The 19,141-nt window shown below is 70.5% G+C and carries 12 protein-coding genes; 1 reads left to right on the top strand and 11 read right to left on the bottom strand.

The window, feature by feature from the left end:
• Positions 1–339: 339 nt before the first annotated feature.
• From pbpC to ACP93_RS08040, 6 genes are all read right to left on the bottom strand, one after another.
• On the bottom strand, positions 340–2,733 hold the full coding sequence (gene pbpC / locus ACP93_RS08065) for a penicillin-binding protein 1C (RefSeq protein WP_048490187.1): 2,394 nt from the start codon (positions 2,731–2,733) through the stop codon (positions 340–342).
• A 305-nt stretch (positions 2,734–3,038) separates the two neighbouring features.
• Positions 3,039–3,527, bottom strand: a complete 489-nt coding sequence (locus ACP93_RS22120; RefSeq protein WP_204243657.1) for a sensor histidine kinase — start codon at positions 3,525–3,527, stop codon at positions 3,039–3,041.
• 799 nt (positions 3,528–4,326) lie between these two features.
• Positions 4,327–5,721: a sigma-54-dependent transcriptional regulator gene (locus ACP93_RS08055; RefSeq protein ID WP_048490185.1), complete on the bottom strand. Its 1,395-nt coding sequence runs from the start codon at positions 5,719–5,721 to the stop codon at positions 4,327–4,329.
• A 163-nt stretch (positions 5,722–5,884) separates the two neighbouring features.
• A complete protein-coding gene (locus ACP93_RS08050; RefSeq protein ID WP_048490184.1) occupies positions 5,885–8,326 on the bottom strand; it encodes an ADOP family duplicated permease in 2,442 nt (813 codons plus the stop codon).
• Complete coding sequence (locus tag ACP93_RS08045; RefSeq protein ID WP_048490183.1) at positions 8,323–9,093, bottom strand: ABC transporter ATP-binding protein; 771 nt, start codon at positions 9,091–9,093, stop codon at positions 8,323–8,325. Before ACP93_RS08045 ends, ACP93_RS08050 begins: the two co-directional genes overlap by 4 nt.
• A gap of 21 nt (positions 9,094–9,114) precedes the next feature.
• Positions 9,115–10,365, bottom strand: coding sequence for an efflux RND transporter periplasmic adaptor subunit (locus tag ACP93_RS08040; RefSeq protein WP_048490182.1), 1,251 nt, complete (start codon positions 10,363–10,365; stop codon positions 9,115–9,117).
• Between the two features lie 303 nt (positions 10,366–10,668).
• Here ACP93_RS08040 and ACP93_RS08035 point away from each other — a divergent pair, with 303 nt between their 5' ends.
• On the top strand, positions 10,669–11,940 hold the full coding sequence (locus ACP93_RS08035) for an alpha/beta hydrolase (protein ID WP_131721598.1): 1,272 nt from the start codon (positions 10,669–10,671) through the stop codon (positions 11,938–11,940).
• Positions 11,941–12,084: 144 nt separating this feature from the next.
• Here the strand turns inward: ACP93_RS08035 and ACP93_RS08030 are convergent, their stop codons facing one another.
• The 5 genes from ACP93_RS08030 to ACP93_RS08010 form a co-directional block, all read right to left on the bottom strand.
• Positions 12,085–13,026 carry a glycerophosphodiester phosphodiesterase family protein gene (locus ACP93_RS08030; protein WP_048490180.1) on the bottom strand — a complete coding sequence of 314 codons (942 nt, stop codon included), beginning with the start codon at positions 13,024–13,026 and terminating at the stop codon, positions 12,085–12,087.
• Positions 13,027–13,045: 19 nt separating this feature from the next.
• On the bottom strand, positions 13,046–15,958 hold the full coding sequence (locus ACP93_RS08025) for a TonB-dependent receptor (protein ID WP_048490179.1): 2,913 nt from the start codon (positions 15,956–15,958) through the stop codon (positions 13,046–13,048).
• A 245-nt stretch (positions 15,959–16,203) separates the two neighbouring features.
• On the bottom strand, positions 16,204–16,995 hold the full coding sequence (locus ACP93_RS08020; RefSeq protein WP_048490178.1) for a DeoR/GlpR family DNA-binding transcription regulator: 792 nt from the start codon (positions 16,993–16,995) through the stop codon (positions 16,204–16,206).
• On the bottom strand, positions 16,992–17,651 hold the full coding sequence (locus tag ACP93_RS08015) for an HAD family hydrolase (protein ID WP_048490177.1): 660 nt from the start codon (positions 17,649–17,651) through the stop codon (positions 16,992–16,994). The genes ACP93_RS08020 and ACP93_RS08015 overlap by 4 nt, the downstream gene beginning before the upstream one ends.
• A gap of 28 nt (positions 17,652–17,679) precedes the next feature.
• Positions 17,680–18,768: an MFS transporter gene (locus ACP93_RS08010; protein WP_228135975.1), complete on the bottom strand. Its 1,089-nt coding sequence runs from the start codon at positions 18,766–18,768 to the stop codon at positions 17,680–17,682.
• Between the last annotated feature and the right edge of the window lie 373 nt (positions 18,769–19,141).

Here is a 19,141-nt window from a genome sequence, read left to right as displayed (position 1 = left end):
CCGCGAACCAGACGGGATCCGCGGAAGGGGCATCCTGCCCCTGCCGCGGACGGCGCACGTCCCTGTGCGCCGCCCTTCGGGTGTTTCCCGCCTGGTTCGCCGCTTCGGAAGGGAACCCGGCAAGTCAAAAGCAAAAGCAAGAGCTAGAGCAACAGCCAAAGCCAAAGCCAAAGCAAAAGCCAAGCGACCGCGACTCCCATAGGGATTCGCGGTTATCGGTGTCCGGGAGCGATGTGGGAGGGACTTCAGTCCCGACTGCTTCCGAGGTCGGATCGCCCGCCTACGCTGATCGTCGTGGCTGCATGACAGTTGGCTTCTACGAGCGCGCGCCACCGCTGCTCAACGCAACACCCGGAACCGCACCTGGGTCCAGGCGCCGTTGCTGGCCAGGGCGGTCAGGGTGTGGTCGCCGGCGTCGGCGAAGTCGCGCTGGAAGGTACGGGCGCCCTCGGTGCGGGCGATCCAGCGGCCGTCCAGCAGCCAGTCCACCGGCGCGCTCGTGCCCAGCGCGCGCACCTGCAGGCGCACGCTGGTGCTGCCTGGCGCGCGCGCCAACGTGGCGCGATCGTTGAGGCCTTCGATGCGCAGGACGTCGCTGCGGCCGCGGCCGTCGTCGCGGCAATCCGGCGCCAGCGCCGGCAGTTGCCCGGCCTGGCGCTCGCTGGCGTGCAGCCACGGCGTCAGCAGCGCCGGCCAGCGCGCCAGGTCGCGGGTGACCGCCTCGTGCGGTTGCGCGCAGTCCGGCGACAGGCGCAGGCCGCTGTGCGCGTCCACCTGCACGGTCTCGCGGCCGGCGCTCCACAGCCGCGCGTCGCGCTCGGCGAAGGTCGGCGGCACCGCGCCGTCCAGCGCATAGGCGGAGAAACGGCGCTGACACAACGACGGCGGGGTCTGCTCGGCGGCGATGCCCAGTGGCCAGCACACGTCCACCTGCTGCACGTTGGCGGGCATCGGCCGCGGTGCGTTGTCGCCGCGCAGGCGCGGCAGGCTGTCGATGGTCTCGAACATCAGCGGCAACGCGGTCACCGCGCCGTACTGGCCGGGCAGCGGCGTACCGTCGGGGCGGCCCACCCACACGCCGACGGTGTAGCGGCGGGTGCTGCCGATCGCCCACGCATCGCGGTAACCGTAGCTGGTGCCGGTCTTCCACGCCACGCGCGGGCGCGTGCCGACGTCGAAGGTGCCGACGCCGTAGCCCGGACGCGGATTGGCCTCGAGCATCTCGCGCACGATCCAGGCCGCACCGGGCGACATCAGCCGCCGTTCGATGCGCTTGTCGGACGCGCTGTAGCGCACGTGGCCGGCGATGCCGTCGCGGTTGAGCGCGGCGAAGGCGCCCACCAGTTCCTCGAGTTTGGCGCCGGTGCCGCCGAGGATCAGCGCCAGGTTGGGCGTGCTGCCGCGCGGGAACTTCAGGCCGATGCCGGCGTTGCTCAGGCGCGCGGCGAAGCGCGCCGGCCCGACCCGGTCGAGCAGGTCCACCGCCGGCACGTTGAGCGACAGGCGCAACGCGCTGGCGGCGCCGATCGGGCCGTTGAAGGCTTCGTCGAAATTGCCCGGGCGGTAGTCGCCGAAACTCTGCGGCGCGTCGACCAGCAGGCTTTCGGAGTGGATCAGGCCGTCGTCCAGGGCCATGCCGTACAGGAACGGCTTGAGCGTGGAGCCGGGCGAGCGCCAGGCCTGCACCATGTCCACGTCGCCGAGCCGACGGCGGTCGCCGAACTGCACCGAGCCGATGTAGGCGCGCGCCTGCAGGTCGCGGTTGTCCACCACCAGCAAGGCGGCGGAGGTGCGCTCGGGCAGTTGCGAGAAGTAGGCGCTGACCCGGTCCTCGAGGGTGCGCTGCAGGTCGGCGTCGAGGGTGGAAACGATGTGCGCGGCGTGCGGGCGCTGCCGGCGCAGGCGCTCGGCCAGCAGTGCGGCATGCAGCGGCGTCTGCAGCGAGCGCGCCACCACCGGCTCGATGCGCGCGTCGTCGACCTGCGCGCGCGGCCACACGCGCAGCGCGACCATGCGTTCGAGCACCTTGTCGCGCGCCGCGCGCGCCGCCTCCGGATGCCGGTCCGGGCGCAACCGGCTCGGCGCCTGCGGCAGTACCGCCAGCAGCGCCGCCTCGGCCTGCGACAGGCGTGCGGCCGGCTTGCCCAGGTAGGCCCAGCTCGCCGCTTCCACGCCCTCGATGGTGCCGCCGTAGGGCGCGCGTTCCAGGTACAGCTGCAGGATCTGCCGCTTGCTCAGGTGCGCTTCCAGTTGCAGCGCACGCAGCGCCTGCTGCGCCTTGCCCCACGGCGTGCGCGTGCTGACCTCGGGCGGCATCAGGATGCGCGCCACCTGCATGGTCAGGGTGGAACCGCCGGAGACGATGTGGCGCGAGAACAGCCACTGCTTGGCCGCGCGCAGCAGCGCCCAGGGATTGACCCCGGGGTGCTGACAGAACCAGCGGTCCTCGTAGTTCAGCAGCGCCTGCAGGTACAGCGGCGAGACGCTGTCCGGCGTGGCCGGATAGCGCCAGACGCCGTTGCCGTCGGCGAAGGCGCGCAGCGGGCCGCCGTCGGCGGCGACCACCAGGGTCGAGGTGTCGCGCGACTTCGGCAGCGGCAGCGGGAACGCCAGGTCCAGCAGCAGCAAGGTCGACAGCAGCGCCACCGTGCCCCAGCGCAGCCACGGCAGCAGGCGCGTCCAGCGCCGGGGGCGCCGCGCGACGTGCGAGGCGGCGGTGTCGTCCAGTGGCATGCGTGCTCCCGATCGAAGCGGCCATTTTGCCTGTTGCGGCGGCGACGCGGCGAGCGGGATCGCCCCGGTGCGTACGGCGTCATCGGCGATACGCGGGCTGGCGTCGGGACACCGCCAACCGTTCGCGGTTGCCACGACGCGATTGAAGCGCTTGCGTTCTGTAGGAGCGGCTTCTGCCGCGACGGGGTTATCGGGACCGCCCGTCGCGGCTGAAGCCGCTCCTACGACGGCAAGGAACCTCCCGAAGACGCGCAATGCCAGCATGTGGCGCAAGGGTGGATCCCGCCGAAGCTCCCCACCCCACCCTACGCCAGCGGCAGGCGCAGCGTCGCCACGCTGCCGGGCGCATCGGTGCGGGCTTCCAGGTACAGGCTGCCGCCCTGCGCTTCCAGGATCTGCCGCGACAGGACCAGGCCGATGCCCGAGCCGCCGGGCTTGGTGGTGAAGAACGGCACGAACAGGTTGTCGCTGGGCGGCAAGCCGGCACCGCCGTCGCGCACTTCGATCAGCACAGCTGCGCCGTCGTCGCACGCGCGCAGCGTCACCGGCGCGGTGCCGCCGGCTTCCAGCGCGTTGCGCAGCAGATTGATCAGCACCTGCTCGAGCTGATCGGCGTCGGCGCACGCGTGCAGCGCCGGTGCGATCTCCAGCTGTATCCGGGCATCATCCAGCAGCCGCTGCACGCGCGCGCACAACGGCGCCAACGCCACCGGCGCCGGCACCGGCGCGGGCAGCCTGGCCAGCCGCGCGTAGCCGCCCAGGAAGCGCTGCAGCGCGGCGCTGCGCTGTTCGATCACACCCAGTCCGTTGTGCAGATCGACCTGCAAGTCGGCGTCGAGTGCCTGCGGCGCGGCCGCCAGCAGCCGCGCGAGGGTGTCGGCGATCGAGGCGATCGGCGTCAGCGAGTTGTTGATCTCGTGGCTGAGCACGCGCAGCAGGCGTCGGAAGGCCTGCGCCTCCTCCTCGCGCAGCGCGCGCTCCATCGGCTGCACCAGCAGCAGCCGCCCGGCCTGGCTGCGGCTGCGCAAAGCGGCGTGGCCGATCTGCCAGCGCCCCTGCTGCCCGGCGAACGCGTGCGCCTGGATGCTGCCCGAGGGCACATCGAACAGGCCGGCGAGTCCCAACGCCTGCGCGGATTGCCCGATCGCCTGCTGCGCGGCGACGCCGAGCAGGCGCTCGCCGGCCGGATTGACCAGGCGCAGGCGCTGGTCCTGTTCGAAGGCGAACACCGCCCCGTCCAGTGCCGCCAGGGTCTTGCTCAACAGTTGCAGGCTTTCGTGCGAATCGCGCTGTTCGTCCTGCAGGCGTTGCGCCAAGGCATTGAACCGCGCCAGCAGGCCGTCGGCATCGCGCGCGTCCTGCGCCGCGCGCACGCTGTAGTCGCCCTCGCGCAGCGCGTCGAGCAGGCCGCCGAGGGTGCGCAGGCGCTGTCCGGCGTCGCGCTGCTGCCGGCGCCACAGCGCCGCGGTCAGCAGCAGCACGCACACCAGCAGCACCGCCGCTTCGGGCAGCCGCGGCGCGCCGGCGACGAGCACCAGCAGCAAGGCCAGCAAGGCCGGCGCCGCCAGCCACAACGGCCGCCGGCGCTGCCGCTCAGCCGCCGTCATCGCTGCGCAGCCCATGCTTGCCCAGGCGCCGATACAGGCTCTGCCGGGTGATGCCGAGCTGGTCGGCGGTGCGCTGCAGGTTGCCCTGCTGCTGTGCCAACGCCTGCTTCAGCAGCAGCGCTTCGGCCTCTTCCAGCGTCAGTTGCGTCGACAGTGTCGGCGCAGCGTTGGTCGCCGGCTGCAGCCGCAGATCGTCGCTGCCCAGGGTGCTGCCGTCGGCGAGCAGCGCCGCGCGCTCCATGGCGTGCGCAAGTTCGCGCACGTTGCCGGGCCAGGCGTAGCCCAGCAGGGCGCGCTCGGCGTCGCGCGCCAGCGTCGGCAGCGGCCGCCGATAGCGGGTGCAGGCGGCGGCCAGGTAGTGCCGCGCCAGCGGCAGGATGTCGGCACCGCGCTCGCGCAGCGGTGGCACCCGCACCTGGAACGTGTTGAGCCGGTACAGCAGATCCTGGCGGAAGCGGCCGGCCGCCACCTCCGCCTCCAGGTCGGCATTGGTCGCCGCAACGATGCGCACGTCCACCCGCTGCGTGCGAGAAGAACCGAGCCGCTCGAACTCGCCGTCCTCGATCGCGCGCAGCAGCTTGGGCTGCTGCTGCAGCGGCAGGCTGCCGATCTCGTCCAGGAACAGGGTGCCGCCATCGGCCAGTTCGAAACGGCCGGCACGGTCCTGGCGCGCGTCGGTGTAGGCGCCGCGCACGTGGCCGAACAGTTCGGCCTCGAACAGGGTCGGCGCCAGCCCGCCGATGTTGACCTTGACGAAGGCCTGCGCGCGCCGCGGCGACCACTGGTGCAGCAACTGCGCCAGCAGGCTCTTGCCGGTGCCGTTCTCGCCCAGCAGCAGCACGTTGGCGCCGCTGCCGGCGATGCGCAGCAGGTCCTCGACCAGGCGCTGCATCGGTGCCGATTCGGCGACGAAGCCGGCCGCGCCGTCCTGCAGCAGCCGCGCCTGCGCCTCGCCCAGCCGCTGCGCGCTGCGCCGGCTGCGCTCCAGCGCGATGCGGCTGTCCAGCACCGCCAGCACCCGCGCGTTCTGCCAGGGCTTCTCGATGAAATCCACCGCGCCCTCGCGCATCGCCGCCACCGCCAGCTCGATGCTGGCCCAGGCGGTCATCGCGATCACCGGCAGCCCCGGCCATTGCGCGGCAATCTCCGCGATCAAGGCCAGGCCTTCGGCGCCGGAGGTGGTGTCGCGGGCGTAGTTCATGTCGACCAGCACCGCGGCGAACGCGTCGCCGCGCAGGCAGGCCAGCGCCAGCTCCGGCGATTCGGCACCGACCATGCCGTAGCCGGCGCTCTTGAGCAGCATGCGCAGGGCCTCGCGCACGTCGGCCTGGTCGTCGACGACGAGAATGCGCGGCAAGGGCGGGAGACGAGGCTCATTCATGGCGCAGAGTCTAGGGCGTACGCCGCAGGTTGCGGCCAGACGCGGCCCGCGCCCGGCATCGGCGGGTGCCACGCGCGTGTCGCGCGGCACCCACGATGCGGCAGGCCACCGGCAGGCGCCACGGCCGCTGCCGCGGCGCCCGCGCCTCGGTTGCCGGCGCCCATCATTCGGCGCGCAAGGCCTGCATCGGCGGCACCCGCGCCGCGCGCCGCGCCGGCGCCAGCGCGGCGAGCACGCCGGCCGCGGCCAGCACCAGCAGCACCGCGCCGATCGCCAGCGGGTCGGCCACACGCACCTCGAACAGGAACCGCTGCAGCAGCCGCGACACCGCCATCGCCACGCCCAGGCCCAGCAGCAGGCCCACGCCGATCTGTACGCCGGCCTCGCCCAGCACCTGCCGGCGCAGCCGTGCCGGCGGCGCGCCGAGCGCGGCGCGCACGCCGAACTCGTGCTGGCGCGCGGCCACCGCCACCGCCATCACCGCGTACAGGCCGACCGCCGCCAGCAGCAAGGCCAGTCCCGCGAACAGGCCCACCAGCAGCAGGTTGAGCTTCTGTTCGCCGGTGGTGGTGGCGACCAGCGCCTGCATCGGCTGCAGGCCGGCGATCGGCTGCTGCGGCGCCACCTCGTCGATCGCCGCACGCAACGCGTGCTCGTCGGCGCCCAGTGCGCCGGCCCGCAGATGGATGGCATAGGTCAATGCGCCGAAACCGCGGATGATCTGCCACATCGGCTCGCTCATCTGCGCCAGCGGCTGGTACACCGTCGGCTCCGGCGGCTCGGCCGGGCTGGTGTGGCGCACGTCGCCGACCACGCCGACCACGCGCATCGTCAGGCGCTGATCGCCGCCGTCGTCGGGCACGGTGACGAGTTTGCCGAGCGCCTGCCCGTGCAGGTAGCGCGCAGCGAAGCTGGCGCTGACCACGCAGACGCGCTCGGCACCTGCCACATCGCTGTCGGCGATCCCGCGCCCGGCCAGCAAGGGGATGCGGAACACCTCCAGGAACTGCGGCGTGGCCAGCCGGTACTGGCTGTCGACGGACGGCGCGCCATCGATCTCCACGCTCCAGCTCAACCGCGTCGCCGTCGGCGGATTGGTCGACACCCCCACCTGGTCGATGCCCGGCACCTGCTGCAGTCGCGCAACGATGCGCCGTGTCTGCTCCACCGCATCGGCCGCGGTGGCGTAGCGCTCCTTCACCGGCGCCAGGGTGAATACCACCGCCGAGCGGCTCTCGAAACCCATCGGCACCTCTGCCAGCTTCTGCAGGGTGCGGGTGAACAGGGCCGCGGCGATCAGCAGCACCACGGCGATGGCCACCTGCGCGATCACCAGGACGCGGCCGAGGCGGCCGGCCTGCAGGCTCCAGCCCCCGCGCCCACCGCCGGCCAGTTCAGTGACCAGATTGCGACGGCGGCCGCGCACGACGCCCAGCGCCGCCGCAAGCAACGCGGTGGCGCCACCGGCGAGCAGCGCGAACAGCACGCTAGCGCCGCTCAGATGCGGCGCCTCGCCGCGCATCCACAGCAGCGGCACCCAGCCGCCGAGCAGGCGCAGCCCGAGCCAGGCCAGCGCCAAGCCGGCCAAGCTGCCGAGGGCGCCGATCAGCACGCCTTCGGCCAGCGCCGGCAGGCTCAGCCGCAGCCACGATGCGCCGAGCGCGGCGCGCACCGCGCTGTCGTGGCTGCGCCCGAGCGCACGCAACAACATCAGGCTGGTCAGGTTGATCGCGGCGATCAACAGCACGCAGGCGGCCGCGGCGAAGAATAGCCACAGCGTGTTGCCGCTGTTGGCGGCGTACAGGCTGTCCTGCAGCGGCAGCGCATTGGGCGGCCGTCGCTGCAAGGACGCCCACCACGACGCGTCCATGTGCGGGCTGTTGCGCAAGAGGGCCTGGAGCGTCGTCGCGGTCTGCGCAGAAGCGGCGGCCACGCTGACGCCGGGCCGCAACCTTGCCACCACGATCTCGTTGGTGGACAGGTTGGTCGCGGCCAGGTCCGGCTGCATGTTGCGGATCAGGTCGAACGGTTCGGCCCAGGGAAACTCCGCCGGCAACACGCCGACGATCTGCACCGGCTTGCCTTCCACCTGCAGGGTGCGCCCCACCGCCGCCGGATCGCCACCGAAATAGCGCTGCCAGAAGCGATGGCCGAGGATCACCGCCTGCGGCCCGCCGGGCCGGCTTTCCTCGTCGTTGAAGTTGCGCCCGGCCGCCATCGGCAGGCCGAGCGTGCGCAGGAAGCCGGCATCGGCGCTGATCGCGCTGACCACCTCGCTGGCAGCGCCGCGGGCGACGTTGGCCGGCACCGGGAACCCGCGCGCAATGCCGATCGACTGCAGGCTCGACATGCGCCGCAACACCGGGTAGTAGCCGGGCGCGGCGACATTGCGACCAGGGTCGCTGGACAGGCCAAGGGTGACCAGCCGCTCCGGCTGCGGGAACGGCAATGGCTTGAGCAAGGCCTGGTCGAGCAGCGCGAACACCGCGGTGGTGGTGGCCACGCCGAGCGCCAGGGTCAGCACCGCCAGCAGCAGATAGCCCGGCTTGCGCGCCAGCGCGCGCCAGGATTGGCGCATCTCGGCCCAATGCAGGGCGGCGCTCATCGTGCCTGCCCCGCGGCGCGCGCCGGCAACGCCACGTCCTGCTCGTGGCGTAGCCGCTCGAAGGTGTCCTCGTCGACGATGCGGCCGTCGAGCATGTGCACGATGCGCTGCGCGCGCCGCGCGAACGCCGGATCGTGGGTGACCATGCACAAGGTGGTGCCGTTGTCGTGCAGTTGTTCGAGCAACTGCATCACCGCCTCGCCGTTGCGGCTGTCCAGGTTGCCGGTGGGCTCGTCGGCCAGCAGGATCGACGGATTGCCGGCCAACGCGCGCGCCACCGCCACGCGCTGCTGCTGGCCGCCGGACAACTGCCCCGGATAGTGCTTGTGGCGATGCTGCATGCCGACCAGTTCCAGCACCTCGCGCACGCGCTGGCGGATCTGGCTGCGCTGGGCACCGGCGCGGTAGGTCAACGGCAGCGCCACGTTCTCTTCCACGGTGAGGTCGGCGATCAGGTTGAAGGCCTGGAAGATGAAGCCGATCTCGGCGTTGCGGATGCGCGCGCGGCCGACCGTGTCCAGCTCGGCGACGCTGCGGCCGTTGAGCCGGTAGGTGCCGCCGCTGGGCGCATCGAGCAGGCCCAGGATCGACAGCAGGGTCGACTTGCCGCAGCCGGATGGGCCGGTGATGGCGACGAAATCGCCCGGCGCCACGTCCAGTGCGATCTCGGCCAGGGCGTGGGTTTCCACTTCCTCGGTGTGGAAGACCTTGCTGAGCCCGTGCAGGTGGATCAGCGGCGCGGCGGATGGTGCGGGAACTGCGGTCATGCGGGATCTCTCCTGGTGAGGCTAGCGTAAGCGCAAGGTGGCGTCGGCATTCCACTGGCTGGTGTCGGACAGCACGACGCGGTCGCCGGCGCGCAGGCCTGTGCGGACTTCGATGCGGTCGCTGGAGGCGGCGCCGAAGCGCACGCGGATGCGCTGTGCGGTGTCGCCGCCGTCGCGCAGCACGAACAGGCTGCCGGCGGTGTTGGGCACGGCCAGCGCCGGGCGCGGGATGCTGACCACGTCGCGCAGCGTGCCGAGCACGATGCGTCCGTCCACCGACAGGTCCGGGCGCACGCCGGGCGGCAGCGGCAGCGTCAGCCGCACGTCGACCGCCACGCTGCCGCTGCGCACCGCCGGATCGATCCGCGCCACCTGCCCGCGAACCACGCCGTTGTGCGTGTCCACCGCCACCGGCAGGCCTTCGATCACGTCCTTGGCCAGGACTTCGGGCACCTGCAGGCGTGCCAGCAGCTCGTCCGGGCGCGCGACCCGCGCCAGCTTGGCGCCGGCCTCGACGCGCTGGCCAGGCTCCACGTCCACCTGCTGCAGGATGCCGTCGCTGCCGGCGCGCACCTGCAGCGAGGCGGCCTGTTGCATGGCGATGGCCAGCGCACTGGCGGCCTGCTCGCGCCGTGCCTGTGCCGCACGCAATTGCGCCGCCATGTTCTGCCGGAATGCGGCGACGCGCTTGCGTTCGATGTCGGCGCGGCCGCGCTGCTGCGCCTCGACGATCTGGCTCTGGGTCAGGTCGATGGCCGAGATCGCACCGCCCGCGTGGCCGCGCTGGTAGGCCTTGGCCTTGATCTGCGCGATCTGCAACTCGGACTCGGCCTGCGCCTGCAGCGCCTGCTGGTCGAGCAATTGCGAGGCCAGCGCCGCGTGCAGTGCGGCCAGGTCGGCATCGGCACCGGCCAGCGCGGCGCGGGCGCGGTCCAGGCCGGCGTCCAGTTCGGGATTGGCCAGTTGCAGCAGCGGCGTGTCGGCCTGCACGCGCGCGCCGGCCTCGACCAGTTGCTGTTGCACGGTGGCCGGCGCGCCGGCGGTGATCCAGCGGATCTGTCGCGGCACCAGCACGCCGTTGGCGCGGACCTCGCGACGCATCTCGCCGCGCGTGGCCGCATCGATCCACACTTCGCTGCGCGCCACCCGCGGTGCGGCGCGGCCGCTGCCGAGCAGCGCCACGCCCAGCAGCACCACGCCGATGGCGGCCGCCACCAGCCAGCGGCGGCGCTGGCGCCAGAACGAACGGTTCGGGGATTTCGCGATATCCATGGCAACAGATGAAGCAGATGGCGTGCCACGCCACACCTTCCGCAAACCATTGAATCCACATCATTTCCGGGAGAACCGCTGTACCCCAGACGTCCGTCTACGGACGATTGCCGACCGATTCCGGACATTTCGCACAGCGTTGCCTGCAACCCGGGATGCCGGCTCTGCAGCACACTGCGATGCCGAGTCTACGGAACGACGTGACGCTCGAGAATGACATACGAGCTGAGATAGAGTGAGCCGCGCAGATGCGCGCCCTCAGCGGAGACACTTCGACGCCATTGAGCAAACGGAAATTGCTGTGTGACGGACGATGACCTCGCGCAAGTCAACAACAGCACCGGAACAAGAACAATGCAGCATCGAAAATTTGGGTTCGACCCGGCTATCATCACGCGGGCCATTTGCACCGAGATTCCTTTACGCCAGATGGCAACTGCCGCACGGAGGCTCAGCATCCTGCTTGCCATGCTCGTCTGGTACAGCCCTATGGCGGCAGCGACTCAGCGGTTCCCCGCGCCAGCAGCCGAAGTCTCCATCAACAACAGCTACAAACATGCATTCGTTGCCAGCAATGGCGTTTCTTATGATTTGACCGTGTTCCTGCCCAAGGGATACGACCCCGAAAAGAACAATCGTTATCCCGTCTTCTATTTCATCCCGGGAGATGGATTCGAGATCTTTTTCAGCCAGGTCATCTCGTTCCTCTCGGCAGGCGATATCCCAAAAATGATCCTGGTAAGCGTGGACCTGTCCGACGACGATTACTTCAAGGACCTGCCCAGCGCGGGGCATGACACACATTTCGATGTCCCCAACGAACGGGGCGCCGGGAACTTCCTCAAAATACTCACCACCGAGATCAAACCCTGGGTGGATACGCAGTTCCCGACCAATCCACACGACACCGGGATCGGCGGCCATTCGCTCGGCGGCTTCTTCGCGCTATACGCCTTCCTGCACCAGCCGGAGACGTTCCGCCATGTCTACGCGTCCAGTCCGTCGCTGGTGTGGCAGGATTTCATCCTGCTGCGTTACGAGGCCGACCTTGCCGCGCGCGTCAAGGATGTCAATGCCAGCGTGGTGGTCGACCAAGGCGGACTGGAGGGCGACGACGGGCGCCTTGAACAGCTTTCCCACGCGATCACGGGCCGAGGCTATCCGTCGCTGCGCTGGACGGCGGAGCGTATTCCAGGACAGACGCACCAGACGATCGCGCTGGCCAACGGACTGAATGCGCTGTACGCCATCTATGGGCCGACGCTGCGCACGGCGCCGACCGACGAACTGAACACGCTCGCTGGCACCTACCTCGCCTCCGATGGATCGAAGTTCGCCATCAAGGTGGAATCGGGAAGGCCCTATCTTGTGGGATTCAGCCACAGCGACGGAGGGCGGCTCGAGTTGCAATCCTCCGAACCCAACCGTTGGTTCGTTCGATATCTGGAATGGCGCTTCGACGTCGTTCCTGCCGATCGGGGCCCAACCAAACTGACGATCCAGTTGGAGAGCACTCCAGGTCCGAACGGAGCACCGACGACCCCCAAACTCAGCGCCACCCGATTGGAGCGTTGAGCGTCGCCGCACGGACGTAGTGAACGTCTGACGCAACACGCGGTGGCGGCGGGCTGCTTGCGCTGGATGCCGCCGATCCTGCACCCACTGCAGCGCAGGATCGGCAATCACGTGGCAGCGGCGCGTCTCTTGTGGCGCGCAGCGTCAGCGCGCCTCCAGCGATGCGCGATAGCGCAGCAGCGCTTCCGGCTCGTCGGTCTGGAAGGCGCCGATGCCGGCGCGGTACAGCCGCCCCCACACCGCTTCCGGATCGCGCACCGCATCGGCATCGCCACCGACGTCGGCGACGAAGCCCTCCCACAGCGTATTGACCAACAGCCGCAGGTGCCGCTGCCTGGCCAGCGCCGCCACCCCCGGCAACTGGGCCAGGCGCATCCGCGGCAGTTCGATCGCCACCGGCCGCACCTTGCCGCCGGTCTGTGTGCGCACGGTCTGCACGAGGTCGTCGGTGCCGGGCGGGTTGAGCAGCACCGGGGTGAAGTTGATACGGTCGAACGGCGGCATCGACGCCAGATCCTGGCTGGCGACGCCGACCTCGGTCTTGACCACCACCTGCCGCTCCATGCCGGCGCGGCGCACCGCGTCGACTACCTCGGCGTAGATCGGCGCCTTGACGTCGAGGTTGAGCATGATCCGGCCCTTGGCCGCGGCCAGCATCTGCTGCAGGGTCAGCGGATGCTGGTCGGTGAGCGGCGCGTCGGCCCCGCCCTCGTCGTCGCGCAGGCGCAGCCGCGCCAGTTGCGGCCAGGTCAGTTCGGCGACCTTGCCGGTGCCGTCGGTGGTGCGGTCGACGGTGGCGTCATGGAACATCACCAGGGTGCCGTCGCCGGCGCGGCGGATGTCGGTTTCCAGCATGTCCACGCCCAGCGCCACGCAGCGCTCCAGGCCCAGCAGCGAGTTCTCCGGTGCGTGTCCAGGAAAGCCGTGCGCGGGCGCGGGGTTGTGGCAGCCGCGGTGGGCGACGACGAAGATGCCGCCGTCGGGATTGGCCAGGCGCGCCTGGATCGGGGCAATCGCGGCGACGGCCGGGGCCGTCGCGGTCAGCAGCGCGGCAATGACGGCACCGCGCGAGAAAAGCAGATTCATGGAAGGTCTCCGGCAACGGTCACAGCGACGGGGTGAAGCGCAGGCCGAGCCAGTAGGTGGTCGGCATCGAATAACTGTCCTTCAGCAGGTTCTCGCCGGGGCCGGTGAAGCTGGTGAGGCGGCTGTGGGTGACATTGCTGATCTGGCCGACCACGCTGAGTTGCTTGCTCAGCGCCCAGGTCGCCGACAGGTCCAGCTGCGAGCGCGGCGCCCAGTACAGATCCTGCCAGGCGATGTTGCTGACGATGGCGCGCAGCGCCTTGCCCTGGCGGTTGTAGGCCGCACGCAGTTCCACGCCGCCGACGGTGTAGAACAGCGAGGCGTTGGCGGTGTAGTCCGGCTGCCCGACCAGGCGATCGACGGTGCGCTGACTCTGCACCAGGTTGGGCGCGCTGCCGCTGGTGAAAGGCACGTCCATGCCGCCATCGAGCAGGGCCAGGTTGGCGCTGGCGCCCAGGCCGGACAGCGCCGGCACGCCCGGGAACAGGGTGTTGAACACCGCGCTCAGCTCCAGGCCGCGCACATGCGCCTTGGCGGCGTTGGCTGGGGTGCTGATCAGCACGTTGGAATAGGTGGTGCCGTTGAAGCTGAACTGGTCGGTGCGCGAGAGGGTGAAGATCTCGTCCTGGATGCGCTTGTCGAACAGCGCCGCGGCCAGCATGCCGTCGAAGTCGTCGGGCAGGCGCCATTCCAGCGACAGGTCCAGGTTGGTGGACACGCGCGGCTTGATGTCGGGGTTGCCGATGGTGACGGTCACGCCCTGCGCGTTGGGATTGCCCATGTCGCTGCTGTTGACGAAGCCGATCGAAGTGCGCGCGGCATAGGCGTCGTAGGGCGGGCGGCCGAGCGTGCGGCTGGCGCCGGCGCGCAGGTCGAGGCGGTCGTTGACGTGATAGGTCATCACCGCCGAGGGCAGCACCTTGGCGTAGCGCGACTCGGTCGGCGCGTCGACGTAGACGTAGCTGCCGCTGGCCGCATCCAGTTGCCGCTGGCGGCCGACGGTGGACTGGTCGGTGTGGTCGTAGTGCAGGCCGGCTTCCACGTCGAATGCGTCGGTGCGGTAGCCGAGCAGGCCGTAGGCGCCGAAGATCTCCTCGCGATGGCTGAAGTTGTCCTGGTTGCTGAAGGCGCTCTGATCGGTGCGGTTGAACGCGCTCAGCGGGGTGGCGCTCAGCACTTGGTTGGCCTTGTCCGGATCGATCGCGATCAGGTTCAGGCCCAGGTAGCGCATCGGCGCGTTGGACGGCGCAAGCACGTCGGCGATCTTCAGCGGCGGCACGCTGCGGTTGGGCTGGTATTCCACGCGGTAGATATCGAAGCCGGGTTCGTCGCGGGTATAGCTCAGGCCGCTGCCGAAGCCGAAGCCGCGGTCCATCTCGCCGCGGTTGAAGGCGTAGTCCAGGCGCCCGGTGAGCACCTTGTCGCGCGCATTGCGCTGGTAGTCCGGTCGCCAGTACAGCAGGCTGTAGTTGTCGTAGTTGTAGTACGACTGCGCCGACATCGGGAAGCGCTGGTTCAGCGCGGAGGTGTCGTAGTTGAAGCCATAGGCCGCCGTCGGCACCACGGTGACGCCGGGGCCGGTCTGCCCGGTGGGCACCGCCGCCGGGCGCTGCGCGCCGGTGACGTACTTGATCATCTTGATCGGTTCGGCATAGGTGGCATCGGACCAGGAGCCGCGCGCCGACAACGCCTGCCGGTCGTCCGGGCGCCATTCGAAACCGGTCTGGGCGAGCTTGGTGCGGGTGGTGGTGATCTGGTGGGAGTAGCCCACCTCCACATCGCCGACCGGGTACGTGCCGCTGGTGGCGGTCTGGTTGTAGACGCGGTTGCGATTGCGCGGATCGAGGATGATCTCGTTGCGCTCCATGTTGTCGCGGAAGTAGTAGTAGCCGGCCGTGGCGTAGGCCTGCAAGGATTCGCTCAGCCGCGCCTCGAACTTGCCGGTGAGACCGTAGCGGTCGCGCTTGTCCATCACGTACCAGTACTTGTCCTGCTGCGGCACGGCCCAGCCGTTGCCCAGGTTGGTGCCGTTCTGCAGTACGCCGCTATTGTCGTAGAACCCGTAGTGCACCGTGTCGGTGGTCATGTGGGTTTCGGTGTAGCTGCTCAGCGTCTGGTAGTTGCCGGACAGGGTCAGGCCGTACTGGCCTTCACTGCCGAAGGTGCGGCTGCCGGTGGCCAGCAGGCGGTAGCCCGGGTCGTCCTGGTCGCGCGGCTTGCCGACGTCGTTGGCATGGCCCAGCGAGGCCTCGGCGGTGAAGAACGGCTTGCCGCCGTTCTCGAACGCGCTGCGGGTCTTGAGGTTGATCGCACCGCCGGTGGCGTTCGGGTCCAGGTCGGGGGTGAAGGTCTTGATGACCTGCAGTTCGCTGACCATCGAGGCCGGCAGGATGTCCAGGCGCACGCCGCGGGTGATCGAGCCGAGCGTGCCGTTGGGCGTGCCCGGCGAGGCCACGGTCAGGCCATCAATGGTGACGTTGTTGTACGACGGGCCGAGGCCGCGCAGCACCGGCGTGGCGGCTTCGTCGCGCGGATGCTCGTTGTCGGTGGCCGGCAGCACCGACAGGCCCGGGATGCGGCGCAGCGCCTCGACGATGGTGGTGTCCGGCAGCGCGCGCACGTCGGTGGAGCTGACCACGTCGGTGATGTTGGTGGCCGCGCGCTTGCTCTCGATCGCCGCGGCATTGGCCTTGCGCACGCCGGTGACCTGCACGCCGGACAGCGTGGTGGTGCCGTCGCCGCTGGCGCCGTCGTTGGGCGTGGTGTCGGGCGTGGTGTCGCCGGCGGCCGGCGCAGTGGCGGCCGCGACGGCGCTGGCGTCGGCGGCGACCGTCGCGGTGGTGGAAGCGGCGTCCTGCGCCAGCGCGGCCTGGCAGCTGGCGGCGAGCGCGCAGACGATCAGCGCGCGGCGCCGATGGGTGAGTGGTTGCATGGCGATGTCCCCTGGGTGACTGAATTAAGTAACTTAAAGTTCGTTATTTAATCCCAGGGATATGACGCTGCGATGGCGGCCTCCGGAAAGTGCGAAGACACGGCGGCCCTGCCGATCTTGCTCACGCTCAGGCGAGCAGCTCGCAGCAGGCAGACGCGACGCAATGGCGTGGACCTGCGGGCGGATGGAATCCGTGCCGCGTCCGCCGTCGCTGGTGGATGCAGCGGCCGCTTGGCGGCGACGCCTTAGTCCTTGGCCGCCGGCGCGGCGCGGTGCACCTGCACCGCCTGGGCGGCGAACGCGGCGAGCACGCCGGCCGGGGCGTCGTGCTCCACCACCAGCCGGTCGATCGCCTCCACGCCGACCACGCGATGCGCGGCCAGGGTGCCGAGCTTGTCGCTGGTCACCACCGCCGCGGTCTCGGCGCTGGCCTCGACCATCGCCCGCTTGAACAGGCTTTCCTCGTCGTCCACGCCCCACAGGCCGCGCTCGGGGTCGATCGCGCAGGCGCCGGGGAAGCACAGGTCGGCGCGCAGCTGCCGCAGCTGCTGCAGCGCCTGGGCGCCCACCGCCGCGCCGCTGCGCGGATCCAGCCGGCCGCCGATCAGCAGGATCGCGATGCCCTCGCGGCGCAGCAGGATCTGCGCGATGTCCGGTGCATTGGTCACCACGCTCAGCCCAAGGCCCGCCGGCAGTGCTGCGGCGATGGCGCTGTTGGTGGAGCCGGCATCGATCAGCAGCCGCTGCCCAGGCTGGACCAGCGCCACCGCGGCCAGCGCCAGTGCGCGCTTGCGCTCGGCATGCTCGGCCTGGCGCTGCGGCAGCGGCGCGAAGGTCGGCGTGGGCAGCAGCGCGCCGCCATAGACGCGCCGGCACAGGCCCTGCGCGGCGAGTTCGCGCAGGTCGCGGCGGACCGAATCCTCGGACACGGCGAAGCGCTCTGCCAGTTCCGCCGCCACCACCCGGCCGTGCTCGCGCAAGCGCTGCAGGATCGCCTGCTGCCGCTCCTGCGGCAGCGTGTCGCGCTCGCCGCTCATGGCGCCGCGGCGTCGGTGCGCGGCAGCAGCAGGCCCAGTGCGACCAAGTCCTCGCGCAGCGTGGCGGCGTCGCGGAACTGCAGCGCGTGCATGCCAGTGGCGGCCGCGGCGTGCACGTTGCGCGGCGCGTCGTCAATGAACACCGCACGTACCGCGTCGATCGCATAGCGTTCGCACAGCAGCGCGAAGATCGCCGGATCCGGCTTGACCAGGCGTTCTTCGCCCGATACCAGCACGCCCTCGAACCACCGCAGGAACGGATAACGTTCGCGTGCGATCGGGAAGGTTTCGTGCGACCAGTTGGTCAACGCGTACAACCGCAGCCCCTGCCCGCGCAGTTCGTCCAGCACCGCCACGGTGGCCTCCAGCGCGCCGCCCAGCATCTCCGGCCAGCGCGCATGGTAGGCAGCGATCATTGGCGCATGCGCCGGATGCAGCGCACTCAGTTCGGCCACCGCCTCCTGCCACGGCCGCCCGGCGTCCTGGCGCTCGTTCCACTGCGGGCTGCACACCTCGCGCAGGAAGGTTTCCATCGTGGTTTCGTCGTCGAACAGGCGGCGATACAGATGGCGTGGATTCCAGTCGATCAGGACGCCGCCGAGATCGAACACCACGGTGTCCAGGGAGGGTGCGGCGGGAGGATCGGACGACGGCATGACAGGCTCCAGCAGACGAAAGTGAGGATCAACGACGCACCAAGCGCGCAGCGGCGGCGACCAGCAACAGCAGCGCCGCCACCGCCGCCAGCGCCAGCGGCAGGCCGATGGCGTGGGCCAGGAACCCGATCAGCGCCGGCCCGGCGAGCAGGCCGGTATACCCGAGCGTGGTCAAGGTCGCCAGCGCCAGGGCGGGCGAAGTGCCGGGCATGCGCCCGGCGGCGCCGAACATCACCGGCACTAGATTGGAGGCGCCCAGGCCGACCAGCACGCAGCCGAGCAGGCCGCTGCCCGCCGCCGTGCCGGTGCTGGCCAGGAACAGGCCTGCGGCGGCCAGCACCGCGCCGAAGGCGACGGTGCGCACCGGCCCCAGCCACGCCACCAGACGGTCGCCGCCGAGCCGGCCCAGCGCCATCGCCACCGAGAACGCGGCATAGCCCAGGCCCGCCACGCTCGGCGCCAGGCCGTGATGCTCGCGCAGCAATACCGCGCTCCAGTCGAGCATGGCGCCCTCGGCCAGCAGGCAGACGAAGCACAGCGCGCCCAGCAGCAGCACCGGGCCGCGCGGCAGCCGCATCGGCACTGCTTCGCTGGTCGACGTCGCGTGGCGCAGCAAGCCGCCGCGCTGCCACAGCAGCACGCCCAGCAGCAGCACGGCGACCAGGACGGCGCCGGCCAGCAGCGGCAGCCCGGCGCCGAGCAAGGCGCTCATGCCGGCCGCACCGATCAGCCCGCCGACGCTGAACACGCCGTGGAAGCCGGACATCGCCGCCTTCTGCAGGCGCCGCTCCACTTCCACTGCATGCGCATTCATCGACACGTCGAGTGCGCCCAGCGCCGCACTGAAGTACAGCAGCGCCGCCACCAGCAGCGGCACGCTGGGGGCAAGCGCCAATGCCGGCAGCGCCAGGCACAGCGCAAGGGCGCTGATCACGATGACCTTGCGGGCGCCCAGGCGGTGGCTGAGCAACCCGCCCAGCGGCATCGCCAGCACCGAGCCGGCGCCGAAAGCCAGCAACACCATGCCCAGCCGCGCGTCGTCCAGGGCGAAGCGCGCCTTGACATAGGGAACCATCGGCGCCCAGGCGGCCATGGCCATGCCCGACAGCAGGAACATGCCGCAGGTGGCGGCGACGGCGCGGGAGACGGTGGGCGTTGGGGCTGGCGCGGAAGCTGGAGGCGAGGCGGACGGCATGCGGGGACCCTGGTGATCGAATGCCGGGGCAGCTTAGACGAACATGCATAATCATGCAAAAACGTGCATTAATAGACAGCGGAAGATTGCGATGGTAAGTCGGCCTCCCATCAGCGGCGGCCGCAATCCCATTCGAGAGCCAACGCAGCGGCGACTTTGCGCTGGCCCAAACGACGACAAGACCCTGCGGGTCCTGTCTTGGGTGCTGCGGAGCATGGGAAACGTGTGCGGCGCGATGGGTACGGCGGTCTCTGGTCGCCTTACCCGGGGGAGAGGGGAGTTTGGTGCAGCGGTC

This window comes from Xanthomonas sp. NCPPB 1128, assembly GCF_001043115.1.
Classification (GTDB): Bacteria; Pseudomonadota; Gammaproteobacteria; order Xanthomonadales; family Xanthomonadaceae; genus Xanthomonas_A.
The sequence above is the reverse complement of the archived record's forward strand: the minus strand, read 5'-3'. Positions and strand labels throughout refer to the sequence as shown.